The sequence below is a fragment of the Acidovorax radicis genome (genome assembly GCF_020510705.1).
Classification (GTDB): Bacteria; Pseudomonadota; Gammaproteobacteria; order Burkholderiales; family Burkholderiaceae_C; genus Acidovorax; species Acidovorax radicis_A.
This window is the reverse complement of record NZ_CP075184.1, coordinates 2,104,126-2,122,198: the sequence shown is the minus strand read 5'-3', so window position 1 is coordinate 2,122,198 and position 18,073 is coordinate 2,104,126. Positions and strand designations below refer to the sequence as shown.

The 18,073-nt window shown below is 63.9% G+C and carries 16 protein-coding genes and 1 pseudogene; 11 read left to right on the top strand and 6 right to left on the bottom strand.

What is annotated here, in order from left to right:
- Positions 1 to 40: 40 nt before the first annotated feature.
- Positions 41 to 868, bottom strand: coding sequence for a DUF932 domain-containing protein (locus KI609_RS09645; RefSeq protein ID WP_226449490.1), 828 nt, complete (start codon positions 866 to 868; stop codon positions 41 to 43).
- A gap of 581 nt (positions 869 to 1,449) precedes the next feature.
- On the opposite strand from KI609_RS09645, the gene KI609_RS09640 reads away from it, so the two are divergent.
- Complete coding sequence (locus tag KI609_RS09640) at positions 1,450 to 2,034, top strand: DUF6988 family protein (RefSeq protein ID WP_413463396.1); 585 nt, start codon at positions 1,450 to 1,452, stop codon at positions 2,032 to 2,034.
- Positions 2,035 to 2,064: 30 nt separating this feature from the next.
- On the opposite strand, the gene KI609_RS09635 is transcribed toward KI609_RS09640, so the two are convergent.
- From KI609_RS09635 to KI609_RS09620, 4 genes and pseudogenes are all read right to left on the bottom strand, one after another.
- Positions 2,065 to 2,415 carry a DUF2958 domain-containing protein gene (locus KI609_RS09635; protein ID WP_226449486.1) on the bottom strand — a complete coding sequence of 117 codons (351 nt, stop codon included), beginning with the start codon at positions 2,413 to 2,415 and terminating at the stop codon, positions 2,065 to 2,067.
- 392 nt (positions 2,416 to 2,807) lie between these two features.
- Positions 2,808 to 3,044: pseudogene (locus KI609_RS09630) on the bottom strand (integrase); the annotation flags it as partial.
- A 219-nt stretch (positions 3,045 to 3,263) separates the two neighbouring features.
- The gene (locus KI609_RS09625; RefSeq protein WP_226449484.1) at positions 3,264 to 3,575 is read right to left on the bottom strand and encodes an HU family DNA-binding protein; all 312 of its coding nucleotides are present in this window, start codon (positions 3,573 to 3,575) and stop codon (positions 3,264 to 3,266) included.
- A 72-nt stretch (positions 3,576 to 3,647) separates the two neighbouring features.
- Positions 3,648 to 4,439, bottom strand: coding sequence for a DNA/RNA non-specific endonuclease (locus KI609_RS09620; protein ID WP_226449482.1), 792 nt, complete (start codon positions 4,437 to 4,439; stop codon positions 3,648 to 3,650).
- Between the two features lie 463 nt (positions 4,440 to 4,902).
- On the opposite strand from KI609_RS09620, the gene KI609_RS09615 reads away from it, so the two are divergent.
- The gene (locus KI609_RS09615; RefSeq protein WP_226449480.1) at positions 4,903 to 5,211 is read left to right on the top strand and encodes a hypothetical protein; all 309 of its coding nucleotides are present in this window, start codon (positions 4,903 to 4,905) and stop codon (positions 5,209 to 5,211) included.
- Between the two features lie 538 nt (positions 5,212 to 5,749).
- Here KI609_RS09615 and KI609_RS09610 read toward each other — a convergent pair.
- Positions 5,750 to 6,007, bottom strand: a complete 258-nt coding sequence (locus KI609_RS09610; protein ID WP_226449478.1) for a hypothetical protein — start codon at positions 6,005 to 6,007, stop codon at positions 5,750 to 5,752.
- 475 nt (positions 6,008 to 6,482) lie between these two features.
- On the opposite strand from KI609_RS09610, the gene KI609_RS09605 reads away from it, so the two are divergent.
- The 9 genes from KI609_RS09605 to KI609_RS09565 all read left to right on the top strand — a co-directional run bounded on the left by KI609_RS09605 (position 6,483) and on the right by KI609_RS09565 (position 18,024).
- Complete coding sequence (locus KI609_RS09605; protein ID WP_226449476.1) at positions 6,483 to 6,731, top strand: hypothetical protein; 249 nt, start codon at positions 6,483 to 6,485, stop codon at positions 6,729 to 6,731.
- Positions 6,732 to 6,802: 71 nt separating this feature from the next.
- Positions 6,803 to 8,647, top strand: a complete 1,845-nt coding sequence (locus KI609_RS09600; RefSeq protein WP_413463395.1) for an MASE1 domain-containing protein — start codon at positions 6,803 to 6,805, stop codon at positions 8,645 to 8,647.
- Positions 8,644 to 9,258: an ANTAR domain-containing response regulator gene (locus KI609_RS09595; RefSeq protein ID WP_226449472.1), complete on the top strand. Its 615-nt coding sequence runs from the start codon at positions 8,644 to 8,646 to the stop codon at positions 9,256 to 9,258. The genes KI609_RS09600 and KI609_RS09595 overlap by 4 nt, the downstream gene beginning before the upstream one ends.
- Before the next feature lie 226 nt (positions 9,259 to 9,484).
- Positions 9,485 to 11,728, top strand: coding sequence for a putative bifunctional diguanylate cyclase/phosphodiesterase (locus tag KI609_RS09590; RefSeq protein ID WP_226449470.1), 2,244 nt, complete (start codon positions 9,485 to 9,487; stop codon positions 11,726 to 11,728).
- Positions 11,725 to 13,320 (top strand): methyl-accepting chemotaxis protein, encoded by a 1,596-nt coding sequence (locus KI609_RS09585; RefSeq protein ID WP_226449468.1) that lies wholly within the window; start codon positions 11,725 to 11,727, stop codon positions 13,318 to 13,320. The genes KI609_RS09590 and KI609_RS09585 overlap by 4 nt, the downstream gene beginning before the upstream one ends.
- An 806-nt stretch (positions 13,321 to 14,126) precedes the next feature.
- Complete coding sequence (locus tag KI609_RS09580; protein WP_226449466.1) at positions 14,127 to 14,462, top strand: hypothetical protein; 336 nt, start codon at positions 14,127 to 14,129, stop codon at positions 14,460 to 14,462.
- Positions 14,463 to 14,853: 391 nt separating this feature from the next.
- Positions 14,854 to 15,213 carry a hypothetical protein gene (locus tag KI609_RS09575; RefSeq protein ID WP_226449464.1) on the top strand — a complete coding sequence of 120 codons (360 nt, stop codon included), beginning with the start codon at positions 14,854 to 14,856 and terminating at the stop codon, positions 15,211 to 15,213.
- A 269-nt stretch (positions 15,214 to 15,482) separates the two neighbouring features.
- Positions 15,483 to 15,740, top strand: a complete 258-nt coding sequence (locus KI609_RS09570) for a heavy-metal-associated domain-containing protein (RefSeq protein WP_226449454.1) — start codon at positions 15,483 to 15,485, stop codon at positions 15,738 to 15,740.
- A 70-nt stretch (positions 15,741 to 15,810) separates the two neighbouring features.
- Positions 15,811 to 18,024: a TonB-dependent siderophore receptor gene (locus tag KI609_RS09565; protein WP_226449452.1), complete on the top strand. Its 2,214-nt coding sequence runs from the start codon at positions 15,811 to 15,813 to the stop codon at positions 18,022 to 18,024.
- Positions 18,025 to 18,073: the final 49 nt, after the last annotated feature.

Below are 18,073 nucleotides of genomic sequence, written 5' to 3'. Positions count from 1 at the left end.
AGGGGAACCGCCCCTCCGGCGGGAAAAGCGTCAGAAAGGTTCAGGCCTTGAGGGCGCGCATGCCATCGGCCAGCAGCCACAGGGCGCGGTTCAGGCGAATGTCGGAATCAATGCCCTGCACGGGGCGGGTCTGTTGCCTGCGGCCGTTGGCGGCACGGCCAGCCAATCCGCCCTTGGTCAAGTTCTCCTGCGTGCGGTTGAACACGCTCCACAGGTCGGGGCGGCGGTCATCGAAGCGGCGCGGCATCAGGATTTGCGATTCCGTGATGGGCGCGGGCTTGTCGGGGTCGTCATACTTGAGAGCCAGCGCGGCGCGGGCGAACACTTCCGATTCCCCGCCGTCCAAGGTGATGGCCTGCATGGATTCGCGTGATTCCTGCGCACGCTCGAAGCCGTCCAGCACCTGATAGGCGCCTTCGATGACATGCCCGGTCACGTCGCCCTTGTGGGGCACGCGCACATCGGCCACAGTGTTGCCGCAGACAAGGCCGTTTTGGCAAACGAAGCGGAACATGCCCGCCAGTAATTGATAGCTGCTCGTTCCGTCGTGGGAGTTCAGCAGGATGATTTCGTTGGCCTCGCGGGCGTTGATCTGGTTAGCGTGGCGCAGCCGGATCATGTGCTTGGTGAAGTCGCGGCGGTCTTCGGCGCGCACGCGGGTCTGGCCCACCATGAAGGGCTGGAAACCCTCTTTGCGAAGCTCGGTCAGCACCGCAGCAGTGGGGATGTAGCTGTACCGCTCGGAGCGGCTTTCGTGCGGGGCGTCCGCGAAGATGGACGGCACCACCGTTCGGATTTGGTCATCCGACAAGGGATGTTCCGAACGCAGCACCGGGGAGCTGGAAGCGAAGCGGGATGCGAGTTGCATGATCTTTCTCCTGACAAAGAAGGCTGTTGAAGAAACCGCACACCGGATTCCTAGATTCGGAGCCCAGCCTTTGTGGCTGTTCGGTGCGGTCGGCACGAGGGACCCGGTTGGCCTCGTTACCACCGTCTTTCCTGAGTTCATCGCCCGCGACGGTCAGGAGCGCGCGGCCGGGTGCCGTCAAGGAGACAAGCGCAGGGTGGGTGCGGCCCGCAGGCGCAGCCGAGGACACGGCCCTGCGCGCCTTGACCGCACCAGGCCGCGGGCTACAGTCGCGGACAAGGTGATGGAGTCAGGGAAGACGGCTGGACAAGGCAGCTGCCTTTCCACACGCCGACCGCAAGGCAAGCGAAGCGCGCAGGCCCGAAGCTGGAGGCCGGGCCGGAGGCGTCAGCCGAGCGGAGCGAGGGGACGATGGAAGCCCGTCAGGGGCGAGACGCCGAAGGTGGCTCGATGCGCCAGCACGAGAGCGCGACCGGCCATGCTTCTTGGCCGGGAACGCACGACTGTCCTACGATCCCTCTATAGAGGGAAGCATCATCAACAACGATGATCGTTTTGGAACACATGCTCCACCCGCTCCAATGCCTTGCACAAACGGCTGGAATGAACTGCTGAGCGATGCCGAGTTCGATGGATCGCCCCGTGGCGAGTCAGCTCTTGCCAAGTGCCTGGTCCCTATGGAACATGCAGTGGCAATGCGAGCATTGACGGCGCTGCGACTACCCAGGTCCGCCGTCGGCCTCATGCGTCTGCAGTTCGAGGCCCTGACGCGGGCGATGTGGCTGCTCTATGCGGCCAGTGACACAGCGATCGACAAACCGCTGGCGCCATTGAGCCTGCCTGGCGCGAGCGAAATGATCGAACAGATCGGTAAGCGGGTTAGGCAAGGTGCACCGGCAGCCGCACACCAATTGCTTTCGCACTTCAAGGAAATGACCTGGCACGGCATGAACTCGTTCGTGCATGACGGCATTCATCCGCTGCGGCGCAGTGCCGACGGCTTCCCGGTCGATCTTGCGCTGCAGGTACTGCCCAACCCGAACGGTCTGTCGACCATGACTGGCATGACGATGGCAGTCCTCATCGGCGACGAGGCCGTGACCAAGCCGGTGAGCAAGTTCCAACCGGCATTCGCCGACTGCCTGCCGGGTCTGCAGAGACCTTGAACGGGGCGTCTTGCGATGCCCCGTCCGGGATCATTCGACGATCCGCCCTGCATGCCGCGCATCACGCGCATAGGCGCTCAACCGCTTCTCCGCGCGAAAGTGCAGATCGCGCTCGACCGGCAACCCGAGCCGTCCGCGCACGGCCCCCAGCTCCTGCAGGCTGACCCAACCCAGCTCGGGCGTCCCCAGGCCAAGATCGCAAAGACCAAAGGCGTGGTCGTGGTCATCGGGATCAATCTCGGTCAGCAGCCAGGTCACGCCGGCGTCCGGCGTAAACAGCTTGACCACCGGAACCGGATCGAAGTCCGGGTTCTCCAGCGATTCGCGGCCGTTGGTCAGCAACACGATACGCTGCTTGACAGTGATGAGTACGTTGTTCATGGTGAACTCCTGAAAGTTGCCGGGCGAAATTGCCCACCCCTTCCGGGGCACGGCGCAGCGCAAGCAGTCAGGGGTCAAAGACGGCCGCCAGGACGCAAGCGCGCTCATGCGCGCGCCGCCCTTGACGGCGTGAACGCCGTGGCACGATGAAGGGAACAGCAAGACCGCCCACACCCGCCCACAGCACAGGTTCGGTTTTTGGGCAAACAGAGCGCGCAGGCCCTCACGGGCCGGAGGCCTCAGGGATCAAAGCCGAATGACCGCGATTCGGCAAGAACCGCGGGGCGCAGCCCGCGAGCCCGACGTCGGGACGCTCAGATGTTCATGAAGGGAAGAATTTCTTCATCTGAATTGTCGTACCAGTGAGACGACAATCGGCCGCTTAACGCGCACATCGGGACGTGACGGCACGGGTTCCTGCCGCCGGGAGGGTAGCCCCACACTTCCGCCAAGTTGAACATCTTGCGCAGTATGTCGAAAGCCTTGTTCGCTTCTGTCGGCTTGTAGGCCAGCCGTTGCATCAGCCCGGCAGTGTCGGGCCGCTTCACGTCCTGCACCTTCTTGCGGCCCAGCAACGGAATGATGCAGCGGTCAATGACGTCCTGATAGCGTTCCTGCGCACTGGGCTTTCCAAGAGCGACATGGGGGCCAAGCGGATGGAAGCCGGGTCAGGTTTCAGAATGCGCGGCATATGATGGACGCGCGTAAGTTATTGATAAACCTGCTGTATCTGGTTCTATCTCAGTCGAGCGAAGTTCGGTGCTGGAGTCAGCGTGAAACAAAAAAACCGCCTAGGACACACCAGACCCGTGGCGGTTTTGTTCTGGCTTTGGCCGACAGCGCCTTACTTACTTCCCAGCCTTGTCCGCCTTGCGCTTCGCAGCCTTGGGATCCACCACCGCCTTGAACTTCGCACCCGCCACAAACTTCGGCACCGTGCTCGCAGGGATCTTCAACGCAGCACCGGTCGATGGGTTCTTGCCCGCACGCGCCGCACGCTTGGCGGACTTGAAGGTCCCAAAGCCTACCAGTTGAACGGCATCGCCCTTCTTCACGGCGGTCTGGATGGTGTCGATCAGGGTGTCCAGTACGGCATTGGCTGAGACCTTGGACAGATCATTCTTGGCGGCGAGGATGGCAACGAGGTCGGCACGGTTCATGGATGCTCACAATGCAAAAAAGGTTGAAAGAGCCAATTTATAACGCCCCCGCTGACACCTGGCTTGCGAAGTTCAATGCTGCAGTGCACTCTTTGGCAAAAACTCAACCCCCGTTCGCTTCACCAACTCCTGGTAGCTGATCGGCCGACCCACCGTCTCACCCTCCCGGTTCTCCTGCCAATGCGCCCAGGCCCGCTTGTCCGTCGCGTCATAGACCAGTTTGTACAGATAGGTGGGCACCTTCACCCCATTGGCGCCAATGCGCGGCCCACTGTCCGTGAACACCGGTCCGGTGATCACCAACACATCTCCTTTGGCCCTTCGCGCATAGCGCCGGGTGTCCTGCTCGATCTTGTTCCAGGCGCCCCCGTTGTGCTGTGCGACCTGTGGAACCATGTTGGCCAGGCTGAAGCTTTGCGCCATGGCAGTGGGTGTGGGCATATCACCTGCGGGCGCCATGTGCCCGCGGCTGTACCCAGAGTTCTTGTAGTCCTCCAGTTCAGCTCGCTCGCCACTAGGGAGACGCGCATCGGCGAAGAACCGTTTGGCGCGCTTTTCATCGGCATCTTCAACGCTCTGGCGGTTCAGTCGCTGGGCCACAAACACCGGCGTTCGGGTCGTCCCACTGTGCAGCACCGCAAAGGCTTCATAGCAAAGCTCGCGAAGCTGACGTCGGGGTGTGATGGCAGGCGGCGTCCCATTGGCAAAGAACTGAGGGCACTGCGCAAAGCTGGTCGGCTGCGGTGTGAGGAGGGCTGCACTGTCGAACTGTGGCGAGCGGGCCCAGGAGAGATTCGGACTGACACTGGCCAGAGACAGGACCAGTGCGGTGGCAATGCGCAGACGGCGCGGCCAGGAAAACATACGGTTCACAGAATGGACTGAGCAAAAATGGAGCCCGATTGGAGCATCCTTCCCGTCCGATATCAGCGCTTAATGCTCAGGAATCACAGAGATTTACAGCTGCTTGCACGCATGTATCCCGCCAACAAACAAGGCTCCCGATGGGAGCCCCGTTTGCTTGGTTAACAGTGTGGGAAGAACACCCCCGTGGCAGCAGCACCCGCACCGCGCGAGGTGCCACCACCATGCGAAGTCCCGCAACTCATTCAGTTAGATGGCGCTGAATTCGCCCTGAGGAATCTACCGGTACGAGCCGCTGCGGCAGCCTGGCCCCCCCCAGTCGCAAACTACTGTTCCAGCATAGAAAACAATCGAACAGCAGAACCAGGCTCCCAAAAACACTTCCCGAAGGTTCTTTCTGACATGTACTTTTCCGAAGAAAGCTGTATATTCATACAGCAAACCAACAACCCGGAGAAGCCAGATGGAAACCATCGAATCCACCTACACCGTCACCCTGCGCGACTACCCCGAAGAGCTGCCTGCCAAGGAGCGCATTGCGGCCGAAACCCGATACGCGAAAGTACTGGAAAAGCAACTGGGCGGACCAGAACAAGTGGCTGCAGCCTTGGACACCATGAACAACCTGGAGGAGTCCCCGCCTGAGGTGGTATCCCCCGGAGATCTCACTTTGCTCAAGGCCTGGGGGAAAGCCAGCGCTGCGGCCAAGCAGGCGGGGTTCCGGGATCTGGGAGAAGGAGATGGGGCGTACTTTGAAGTACGGTTGGCGTGAAGGTTGATTTCGCTACCCAGAGCGCTGCAACCAACGAACGGTGCACTTTACCGATGGCAGAGCCTTGAACTGTTCATATTGAGTCAACACCTTGACTACCACCTCACCCTGGAAGTCCCCTCCTTGCTGTGCAAGCGACCTTGGACGATTGAAGGCATGCCTCCGACAGAGACAGCGTTGCCATCAGAGCCTGAGGCCTATACCGTCTGCCAGGAAGGAGGGGCTTGGTGCGTCGTGTCAGTCAACACCCGGTGGCCGTGGTTTATGAGGGGCCGGAGTCTGTGGAGTTTGTGGGGTTGCCTGCGCCGTTCCAAGGATGCTGAAGGTAGTGGCGAAGGCTCAACGTGTCGGGCCGCTATGGCTTCTTTGCAGCGATTGCTGTCATCCAAACCGTGCCATCTAAGGCGCACTATCGGCCACTAGCAGTCAGTGGTGGCAGGTGAAAGCGGGTGCTCAACGTTTGACATGAGAGGCTCGACCCGGCTTGCCGGGTCGAGTCCTCTCGATGGAAGGGTTAGGCGTCTGGCGGCTCACAGTGCTATGCATACATGCGCCACAGATTCCAGCCACCGAGCGCCACCATTGCAACAGAGATTAGTAGGCCGAGCGGAAGAAAAGACTCACGGGTCATCTTTGTTGCGCCGTCAAGCCCGTACTTCCGTACCCACAAGGCCGCCTTGGGACTGTTCTGCACGTACTCTCGCAGAGCATCTTCGCTCCGCAGGAGGCGAACATTACGGACCCCGAAATAAATGCCGCCTACAACCAGCAGCAGTGACAGTAGTAGTGCTTCCATGAAATCCTCCATGCGGTTTAACGTTTGAATTCACCGGACTGGCGCGGCTTGCCGCGACAGGTCCGGTGGAATGAATTGCTGGGCAGCAGGCCAAAGCATGAGGCAGTAACGCTCTTCGCTACCTGCTGATCCAGCGAAATAGGCGCGCCCACTGTAACTTCCGGGAGCCACGGTTAGCCGCCACGTCGCGGTCTGCTATCCAACGGTTGCTGCCCGTTGCTGCAGAGCAGCCGAGTGCTTACCGATTGCTATGAAGCGGGCGCTGGCTCCGTGCCGACTGCCTCCCGCGTTGTCACCGAGAGACGCGCGCGCCCGGTCCCCCTGGCAGATTGTTGATATTCATCAAGATACAAAAACAGCCATTCGTTTCAATCTACCTGCGCCTAGACGCGGGTCCCCCCTCCTTCATCGCCACCACGCATCGATTTCTTTTTCACACATGGCGCTATCCCCCTCGACCTTTTCGTTGCGACACATGACGATCGCCGCTAAGGTGCGGTTCATGGCCGCCCCCAGCACCTTGGTGCAAGTCGCCCGGTCCGGCTACCTGCTGGCTGAGGAGCACTTGACTGGCCGCCACGGCCGTCAGGTGCCCATTCGGCAGACGGTAGGGGTGGCTCACACCATCCTGCAGTGGACCCAGAAGCTAGGGGCCGACGGCCCCCAGACCCACGAGCAGGCAGTGGCGCCATCACAGAGCGTCAGCCGCTTCCGGCTGGCCTGACGGTGCGTGCGGGTATGCGAGGTGACCCGCCCCCGTGGCCCGGATCGGCGGCCTTCGCGGCTGCGACACTGGTGTCCCTAGCGTTGGCCGGCGTGGTGGCCTCCAGCCCCCAAGCGCCGGGCCTACCGCCACTGCTGCTGCCGACCACGGGCCTGGCGCTCGCGCTGTGGCTGCAGGGTGGGGCGCGCCTGACGGCGGCCCTGCTACCCGGCTCGGCCCTGGTATGGTGGCTCGCTCGCACCCCGCCTGCTGTGGCGCTGAGCGAGGCCTTGGCCACCGCGGTGGCGGCGGCGCTAGGCGCGGTACTGCTGCGGCGCCAGGACGGAACGGACCCACGCTGCGGCTCTGTGAAGGCTTTCGCGCGCCTACTGGCCAGCGGCTGCGGCGCGGCCGCCGGGGCTGGGGCGTTGGTAGCGGCCACCGGGCTGCTGCTGTCCGGCCACATCGTCTCCAACGCCTGGGCGCAGGTGCTGCTGCGCTGGTGGCTGGGCAGCGCGCTGGGCATCTTGCTGGTCACGCCGCTGGTGCTGGCCTGGTGGAGCGCGCTGGGCACCCGGGCCGCGCTGCGGCGCTTTCCCGAAGGCGTGATGGTGCTGGCGCTAGCGGCGCTGGCTGGCCAGCTCATCTTCCTGGACTGGCACAGCCCCGTGTTCAGCCCGGTGGCAAACGCGTACTGGATGTTCCTGTTCGTCACCTGGGCTGGCGCGCGCCTGGGCGTGGCCGGCACCGCTACGCTGCTGTGCACGACCGGGCTGCAGGCATGGTGGGGCGCCCACACCAATGCTGGCTTCTTCGCCAACGACCTGGACGCCAGCCAGGGCTTCGGCTACTGGTCGTACATGGCAATCCTGTCGCTGGTGGGCATGGTGCTGGCGGCCTACCTGGCGGAGCTGCGCCGCCAGCGCGCCGACCTGCTCATCGCCGCCATCGCCTTCGAGTGCCAGGAGGGCCTACTCATCACCGACACCCGTGGCGTGGTGCTGCGGGCGAACCAGTCGTTCCTGCGCATGTCGGGCCACACCGCGTCCGAGGTGCTGGGCAAGACCTCGCACCAGCTCTGCGCCCACCCTAGCGATGCCCCCGACCCACCGCCGCCCCACGACGACCGCCACCTGCCCTACCTGGACGTGCAGCGCCGCGAGTGGCACCGGCGCCAGTACGGCGAGCCCTATCCGGTGTGGACCGCAATCACCCCGGTCACCAGCGCGCGCGGGCGCATCACGCACTATGTGGTGGCCATCACCGACATCACCGACCTGCGGCGCCAGGCCGAGCAGCGCCAGGAGATGGAACAAAGGCACCGCGACGCTCTGGTGCGCGAGGTGCACCACCGCATCAAAAACAACCTGCAGGGCATCATCGGCATCCTGCGCGGCTTCGGCCAGGCGCACCCGCAGCTGGACGAGCCCATCACCGAGGTGGTGGGGCAGGTGCAGAGCATCTCCGTCATCCACGGGCTGCAGGGGCGCGCGCGCATGGACCAGGTGCGGCTGTGCGAGCTGACCAGCGCCGTCGCCGCCAGCATTGCCTCGTTGTGGCAGACGCCGGTATTCGTGGACATCCCGCCCATGTGGCAGCCCTGCCGCGTGCACCAAGCCGAGGCCGTGCCGGTGGCGCTGATGCTCAACGAGCTGATCCTCAATGCTGTCAAGCACGGCGGCAGGGCGCACCGCGACGTGCTCGTGGCGCTGCGCAAGGGCGACGACGACAGCACCGTGCGGATCACCATTTCCAACCCCGGCCAGTGGCCGCGCGAGGCGATGGCCGGTCACACCGGTCTGGAACTGGTCGCAGCTTTGATGCCGCGCAGCGGCGCCATGCTGACCATGGAGCAGCACCAGGAGCGGGCCGTGGCCTGCCTGGAACTCCATCCGCCCGTGATCCACGCAGAACCCACCGAATCCGCTACCGCATGAACGCCGCCATAAGCACTTCCTCCCCCGCCACCGCGCCTCGCCTACTGCTGGTGGACGACGACCGGCTGATCTTGGCCACGCTGGCCGGCGGCCTGCGCAGCGCCGGCTACCAGGTCAGTACCGCCGAGTCGGTGGACGACGCCGAGGCGCTGCTGGCGGGCGGTACTCCGCCCGACCTGGCCCTGATCGACCTGTGCATGCCCGGGCGCGGAGGGCTGGAGCTGGCCGAGCGCCTGCACGGCCTGGACCACATCCCCTTCCTCATGCTCAGCGCCTACAGCGACGGGCCCACGGTGGAGCATGCCTCGGCCCACGGGGCCCTGGGCTATCTGGTCAAGCCGCTGGACATCTTCCAGATCAGGCCCGCCGTCCAGGCCGCGCTGCGCCGCGGCCGCGAGTTGGAGGCCCTGCGTACTAGCCGCGCGCAACTCCAGGCGACGCTGGACGGCGACCGCGACATCAATATCGCCATCGGTATCGCGATGATGCAATACCGCCTATCCCGCACGGCCGCGTTCGACCTGCTGCGCTCGGCCTCGCGCTCACAGCGGCGCAAGCTCTCCGAGGTGGCGGCCGAAGCCATCCGGGCATGCGAAAAGTTGCACAGCTGACAGCAGCTGCGGGTTTTCCCGCGTAACACAATCTGTTTCAAGGGGTAAAAAGGGTCTTCTTTTGCTTGACCGCCCCGCCCTCGCAGCCAAGCTTACCCCTTCCCGAGGCCCCGACCATGCCTCTCCCCGGGTGCTCCAGCACCCGCATATCCTTGTCTAGGATGGAGACCGCCATGTTCGAATCGGCCCCTTGCCCGCTACCGCTGCACGTCCGCCCCGTGCGCCCATGACCGCGCCGCGCAAGCGCTGGCCGCAGCTGGATCACGCTGCCCTGTTCTCACGCTTTCGCATCGGCACGCGCCTGGCCGCCATGATGGCGCTAGCCGTCGCGGTGACGGTGGTGCTGGCCGCTTCGGGCCTGCACGCCTTGGCCGCCGCGAACGAGAGCCTATACATGGTGCACGAAGGCCGCATGAAGCCGGTACGCACCCTGGCGCAGATCTCGCTACTCATGCTGGCCAACCAGCAACAGCTGCAGATGGCGCTGGGGCGCACTGCCGACGGACGCTCGCCCAGCCTGGACCCGCTGCCCGCCCGCAGCGCCCGGGAGGCCATCGAGCACAACGTGCAGGCCATCGACCGCCTATGGAGCGAGTACGCCACCGGCCCCCTGGGCGGCCAGGAGCGCGCCTTGGCCGACACCTTCGCCAGCAGCCGCGCCCGCTACCTGGGCGAGGCCGTGATGCCGGCGCTGGAGGCGCTCAGCACCCTGAGCTACCACGACACCCAGCGCCTGGCCGCCACCGCCCGCGCGCTGTATGAACGCGCCTACCCCGAGATCCAGGCGCTGACCGACCTGCAGTTCCAAATGGCCCACGCCGCCTACGCTGACGGCGTGCAGCGCTACGCCCATGCGCGCTGGCTAGCCGTGTCGGCGCTGCTGGCCTCCATGGCGGTGCTCTCGCTGCTTGGCATGCTGCTCATTCGCTCCATCGTGCACCCGCTACAGGCAGCGCAGCAGGTGTTCCAACGCATCGCGCGCGGCGAGCTCAATTCGCCCATCGTCGTGCAAGGTCATGACGAAATCAGCGAGCTGATGACGGCCCTGCGCGACATGCAAACGCAGCTGGGGGCCAAAGAGAAGGCCATCCACCAGCTGGTCTACTACGACCCACTGACCAGCCTGCCAAACCGCAGCCTGCTCAAGGAGAACGTCCAGGCCGCGCTGGCCGCCAGTGCCCGCGACGACCACCATCGCGCCCTGCTGCTGCTGGACCTCGACAACTTCAAGGCCATCAACGACACCCTGGGCCACGAGCTGGGCGACGCCTTCCTAGTGGACACCGCGGACCGCCTGCAGCAGGTGGTGCAGCCGCCCCACTTCATCGCGCGCATCGGTGGGGACGAGTTCGTGGTGCTGGCGGGCCAGCTCTCGGCCGACGCGGCCACAGCCCTGGCCCAGGCGGGTCTTTTGGCCGACCGGCTGCTGGCCGCCGTCAACGGCCCTTGCCAGCTGGCGGGCCAGTGGCACCACGGCAGCGCCAGCATCGGCATCTGTCTGTTCCGGCGCCAGGACGCCACCATGAAGGACCTGCTCAAGCGCGCCGACACCGCCATGTACCACGCTAAGAGCGCCGGGCGCAATAGCTACTGCCTGTTCGACCCGGCCCTGCAGGCGCAGCTGGAAACCCGCACCGCGCTGGAGGCGGCGCTGCGCGGCGCCATGGCTGCCGGCGAACTGGAACTGCACTTCCAGGTGCAGGTCAACGCTGAGCGCAAGGCCTCGGGCGCAGAGGTGCTGCTGCGTTGGAACCACCCTGCGCACGGCAGCGTGCCGCCAGCGCAGTTCATCCCCATCGCGGAAGTGTCGGGCCTCATCCACGCCATCGGCACCTGGGTGCTACAGCAGGCCTGCGCTCAACTCAAGGCCTGGGACGCGCAGCCGAGCACGAGCCACCTGGAGCTGGCCGTCAACGTCAGCGCCAAGCAGTTCTGCCACCCCGATTTCGTCGCCCAAGTGTGCGGGGCACTGGACCATGCGGGCGCCAACCCGCGCCTGCTCGTTCTCGAACTCACCGAAAGCCTTGTGCTGCACGACATCGCCGACACCGTGCGCAAGATGCAGGCCCTGCGCCGTCGCGGCGTGCGCTTCGCGCTGGACGACTTCGGCACGGGCTACTCGTCCCTGTCCCACCTCAAGCAGCTGCCGCTGCACTACCTGAAGGTGGACGGCTGCTTCGTGCGCGACATCGTCACCGACCCCAGCGACGTAGCCATCGTGCAGACCATCGTCGGCATGGCCCGCAACCTGGGCCTGCGCGTGATCGCCGAAGGCGTGGAGACCGAGGCCCAGCGTCACGTGCTGCAGGGCCTGCAGTGCCCCGTGTTCCAGGGTTACCTGTTCGGCCGCCCCATGCCGATGCCGCATTTCGAGGAGCGGCTGGGCATGCCGCCTCCGCCGTCCCGCTCCACTCCGCCCTCCGCCGTCCCCGTGTACATGCCGGCGACTCTTTCCCAGGAAATCCCATGAACCGCTTCAAGATCTCCACCCGCGTCGCCACCCTCTCCGCCCTACTGTCCCTGCTACTGCTGACCATTGGCAGCCTAGGGCTATGGGGCATGGGCCGCTCCAACGAGGCGCTGCGCTCGATGTACGCAGACAATCTGATCGCCACGGGCGAGGTCACGCAGATTCAGGCCCTGCTGCTGCACAACCGCCTGGCCATCGCCATCGCGCTCATCACGCCAGAGCCGGCTACTATCGAAGCCAGCAGCAAGCAGGTGGAGGCCAACATCGCCGCCATCACCCGCATCTGGGACGCCTACCTGGCCCGCAGCCACGGCCCCGAGGAAAGTCGTCTCGCGCGCGATTTCACCGAGCACCGTGGCCGCTTCGTGCAGGAGGGCCTGCGCCCCACCGTCGCAGCGCTGCGCTCGGGCGACCTGCCCGGTGCAACTCGGCTGGTGACCACCGCCGTGCGGCCGCTGTACGTGCCTGTGGGCGCAAACATCGAGGCCCTGGTGCAGCTGCAGGCCGACGAGGGTCGCAAGGCCAGCGCCGCCAGCGCAGAACGCTACGCCACGGTACGCGCCGTTGCCTGGGCCACCATCGCGGGCGGGCTGCTGCTGGCGATCCTGTTCGCCGCCACGATGGTACGGGGCATTAGGCGCGCGCTGGAGCAGGCCGTGCACTCGGCCGAGCGCATCGCCCAAGGCGACCTAAGCCAGCCCATCGCAGTGGGCGGACGGGACGAGGCGGCCCAAGTGCTGCGCGCGCTGGCCGCCATGCAGCGGCAGCTCACCGGCGTCGTCGCCACCATCCGCGAGGGCGGCGAAAGCGTGGCAAGCGCCTCCAGCCAGATCTCCACCGGCAACCACGACTTGGCCAACCGCACCGCGCAGCAGGCCAGCGCGCTGGAGCAGACCGCCGCCGCCATGGAACAGCTCAACGCAGCCGTGCAGCACAACGCCGACAACGCCGGTCAGGCCCGTGCGCTGGCCGCCGAGGCCAGCACAGTGGCAGAGCGCGGCGGCGCAGTGATGGACCAGGTGGTGGCCACCATGCGCGACATCCACGCCTCGTCCGGCCGCATCGCGGACATCATCGGCGTGATCGACGGCATCGCCTTCCAGACCAACATCCTGGCGCTGAACGCCGCTGTCGAGGCTGCCCGCGCCGGCGAGCAGGGCCGGGGCTTCGCGGTGGTGGCGTCTGAGGTGCGCAGTCTGGCGCAGCGCAGCGCCGAGGCGGCCAAGGAAATCAAGCAGCTCATCAGCGCCAGCACCGAGCGCGTGGGCCAGGGGGCCAGCTTGGTGGACGCGGCGGGCACCACCATCCAGGAAGCCGTGGCCGCCATCCGGCGCGTGACCACCCTCATGGCCGACATCAGCGCCGCCAGCACCGAGCAGCGTGGTGGCACGGCTCAGATCGGGCAGGCCGTGCAGCACCTGGACCAGGCCACGCAGCAGAACGCGGCGCTGGTGGAAGAACTCTCCGCCGCCGCCTGCAGTCTGCAGGAGCAGGCGCGGGCCCAGGTGGCGGCCATCGCAGTCTTCACGCTGGAAGCCGCCGCGCCGCACGCACCCGCGCCCGCCGTCCGGCTGCTGTCGGCCGCAGCCTGACTCAGACCTGACTTTTACAGTCCGAAGTGACATGCCGTCGTAAGTCCGTGCAGCGCAACGCATTTCCGGCATGGTGCCGGCAGGCCACGTATCTACGGGGTTTGCCCATATCAGGTGAGCCCAAGTATTGGCGACGGAGTCTTGATTTGCAGGCATCTAAAGCACTTAACGGCGTCGGGTCGGTGACCAGCCACACAGTGTCGTGCAGCCATGGTCGGCTGCCTTCAACGCCCGAGGCCACGACACCGATCGCACTGGGCCCACCGCTCCACCGGCGCATGGTTTCTGTTGTACGGCGTCACATTCGACGTGTCCCGGGAGGTTTCGCTGGATTTTCGTGGTGCGGTCTCATGTGCTGTGAATTTCATTTCTTTAATCGGTTTTATGGTCATGGCCCGTCGTAGCTATCTCAAAGAACACAGCCAAAAAAAGGATTACCCCCCACGTTCCCGACTAGTTGCCCCGCCGTCTGCGGAATCGGGGGATCACGTTAAAGCGGCGCGCATTTCCGCTCACAGCCTCAAGCGGTCGGCACGCACAGTGCGCACCGTGACTTCCCGAAGGTGGGCATGGCCCGATGGCGCCGCCGCGCCGGGTCAGAACCACGCCCAGATGCGGCGCAGCAGTGCGGGAGCCGGTCGGGCGGGACGGAATACATAGCGGGAGGGTTTGTACATGGCCTTCTCGGTTTCGGTTTTTGCAATACTGTACAAAAATACAGTATTATGCGCAAGAGCGTGCCGCACCTGTCGATCATCTCGCCATAGGCATCAAAATTTGCGCGCCAACGTCCTCCGCCCCACCTGATGTCCTCAGCCCTCGCACCCACCGAACTCCGGGGCTTCCTCCTCACCCGCCACTGGCGTGACCTCCCAGACGGCACCGAGACCGAATACTGGCTGGCCACCGACGATGGGCCAAAGAAGGTGCTTCTGACCCGGCAGACCTCGGTCGCCTTTCTGCCGGCCCGTTACCGGGCAGCGGCACAGACCCCGCTGACGAACCTGCGGGGCCTGGAGGTGAGGGTGCTCGATCTGAAGACGTTCGATCAGGAACCCATCCTTGGTGTCTACGCCCGCAGGTTCCGCGATCTCGGCAAGGTGGCACAGGCTCTCCAGTCTCTGGGGGTACCGCTCTACTAAGCGGATATCCGTCCGCACGACCGCTACCTGATGGAGCGGTTCATCACGGCCGGTGCCGCCGCACCCCCTCTGCTGGTTGGTGGTCATACCTGCCTCTTTACTCACCAATTTTTCGGAGGAAGGTGGCGCATGTCATATTGGCGCTGGGGCTTGATGCTGACACGCCAGCCGCCAGAAGAGGTGCACGATGACAACGAACGCTCGCGGGCGAGTCCGTCGTCGTTTATCCCTCGCGCGTTGCTCGGCACTGAACTTGTACATTTTGGTTGAGCGAAATAGCCAGCGCATCGCATGGTCTGAAATTCGGAGACCCGTTGACTAACATCATCGAAGTAAGCGGCAAACCTTTCGAGCTGCAAAAAGCGTCAAAGCTTGTAGATAATGTTTGACCATGCACCGTCTGCGAAGTTCGTCATTGCTTGCCCGCCTTATCCTGGCATGGTTTGCATTGACACTGGCAAGTGCTACGGCCTCTCCCATCTTCCATCCGCAAGTGATGGAGTTTGTTTGCTCCGATGGCAGCTTCACCAAGCTGCTCGTGATCAACAGCGACGGTGAAGCTGTCGAGTTGGTCAAGCGCACGCTGGACTGTCCGCTTTGCCTTGGCGCTATCGCTCCTCTTCCTGAGACCAGCAGCGCCTTGAAGACGCCACCGCCAATGGCACATTTTCTCCAACTCTTCTTTGTGGCGCATATCGCCGCACTTGCCGGGGCACCGCTACCCGCGCGCGGGCCGCCCGTACTCGTCTGAATTTCTAGTTTCCCGGCGTCACGCACGCCTGCGAATGATTCTCCGCCAAGCGCAGTGGGGCGGTTTGCTGCCGCCATGGGCGTTCATCGAATGATCCCAGCCTTTCCCCGTGCGCGTCGGCCCAGCGCCGAAGGCAGTCGCTAAACCGCTGTTCATTTCTACATTTTCCCGCCTTTCGTGATCGACGAATCGGCTCGATTGCGTGTGCCCAGCTGCCAATCGCCCAGCTCTATGTGAACCCACGTCCATGGCTAGCGCAAAAGACATTCATGCGCCCAAAAGTTTCAACCCCGCATCTTTTACTGAACAGCGCATCCCCAGGCACGCTTGAATTAGGCGTGGACGGCATGCATTGCGGAGGCTGTTCGGGTCGCCTGAAAAAAGCACTGGAAGCAACGACGGGCATTCGCTCGGCCGTTGTCGTTCTGGAAAGCCAACTGGTGACGGTCGATTTCGACACGGCCTGCATCACCAAAGACGCCATTCGGCTAGCCGTCGAAGCAACCGGCTTCAGCGTGCGCGCCTAGAGCGACATGCGCTACGTACGAAGAGCACCAGCATCCGGCGCCAGAACATCAACACCTCAAAGAAAAATTCATGTCCATAAAAAGCAATCAACGCGCAGAAAGAAATTTTGCAGCAACGGCCACCGCGCTGGCCATCTTGCTGGTTTTGTATGTACCGCAAGGCTGGTCCCAGGTCAGTGACCCGCTGCAAACGGTCAAGCCGTCCGCATCGATCGCGGCGCCGGCTGCAGACACTGCGAACCCCGACCACAATGCGGTGCCGAGTCTGGCGCCGGTCATTGTTACCGGCTCAACCGAACCGGAAGGCTACCTCAGCAAGGTCATGGTCGGAGGCAAGCAGGAGCGCAGCTTGCGTGAGATTCCGAATTCGGTTTCAGTCATCACGCGCCAGCGAATCGAGGAGCAGAACCTGGCCACGGTTACCGAGGTGCTGAACCAGATGCCCGGCGTTACCGCCATTTCAAACGACTCCACGCAAAGCCAGTTCTACTCACGCGGCTATGCCCTGGGCGTTGCTTATGACGGAATTCCTGCGCGCACCGGGCTTTCGGGTTATCAGCAAATCGACCTGCCTATTTATGAACGCGTCGAAGTGCTGCGCGGACCTGCGGGTGTTCTCCAGGGGGCAGACGAACCGGGCGGCGTGGTCAACCTGGTGCGTAAGCGCGCCAAAGCGGACTTTGGTCTGTCCGGCTCGATCAGCGCGGGTTCGTGGAACAACTACCGCAGCGAGATCGATGTCACCGGCCCACTCAACGAGGCCAGGACGGTGCGCGCCCGTGCGGTTCTTGCGGCGCAGGACCGCGACTATTTTTACGATGCGACCAGGACGCGAAAATGGCTAGGCTACGGCACGCTGGAATGGGACCTCACCAAAGACACGACGCTCTCGCTCATCGCCACCGGGCAGGAGGACAAAACGCCTGTTTCTTATGGTGGTTTGCCGGCCTGGACTACAGGCGGCCTGCTGGACGTGCCGCGCTCCACCAACCCGGTGCCGCGCTGGTCGCGCTACGAATGGCGTACGCAGGATCTTGCAGCTGAACTGGAACACCGCTTCAACCCTGACTGGAGCGCCAAGGTCAAGCTCTCACGGCGCGACCAAAGCTTCTTTTTCAAGGACTCGTATGCATCGACCGGCGTTAATCCGGTCACGCAGACGCTGAACTATGCGCGCCGAGTAAGCGATGTGACATACCAGCGTGATGCCGTCGATGTGTTCGTGACAGGTGCGATTCCGGTGCTGGGTCGCAGGCACGATGTGCTGTTTGGCTACAACTACGACAAGTTCTCGACCCTCAACGTCGGCGTGAATGCGCCAGCCGTGACCGACGTGCCTTTTGAACGGCCTGACCTGGTGCCCGATTTCGAACTTCCGTATAACCGCGGATCGAATTCACAGACCCAGCAGAGCGGCTTCTACGGGCAGGTCCGCCTGAACGTCACCGACCCGCTCAAAATACTGCTGGGTGGCCGGCTGAGCCAGTTCAAAACCCGGTCACGCACCGTGGCGCCGGGAAATCCGACCGACTGGGCGACGGGCGCGGCCGGAGCCGACAACGAATTCACACCCTATGCGGGTGCGGTTTACGACCTGACTCAGGAAGTTTCCCTGTATGCCAGTTACGCCAGCATCTTCATTCCTCAAACCCAGAGCAAGGTCAGCGGCGAAACGATTGATCCGCGCGAGGGGCGCCAATATGAAGTCGGCGCAAAGAGCGCGTTCTTCAACGGGGCGTTGAACGCATCAATCGCGCTGTTCAATCTGCGCGACACCAACCGTTCATTCGCCGACCCGGACCATCTGGGCTACTACATCAATGCCGGCGAAGTGGAAAGCAAGGGATGGGAGTTCGAGGTGTCGGGCAGCCCGATGCCCGGCTACAACCTGCAGCTCGCTTATTCGCGGCAGGACACGGCTTATTTAAAAGACTTGGCCAACGCAGGCCTGCAGTTCCAGACCTGGCAGCCGCGCCACACCGTGAAGGTCTGGGGCACGCATACTTTTTCCGAGGGCGCGCTGCAGACATTGACACTGGGCCTGGGCGCGAATTTGGTGAGTAAAAGCAAGGCCGGCAACGGCAGCTCGGAAATCCGCTCGCAAGACGGGTATGCAGTGGTGAACGCTCTGGCCAGCTACCCGATCGATGCCCGCACCACGGTGAGCCTGAATGTAAACAACCTCTTTGACAAGACTTACTACACGCGGCTTGGCGGCACCAACACCTACAACAGCTACGGTGAACCGCGCAACGTGGCGATCACGCTACGCACCAGATTCTGATCTTTACATGGCACCGAACTGGAGGTGGCGATGATGGCAGCATCCGCGC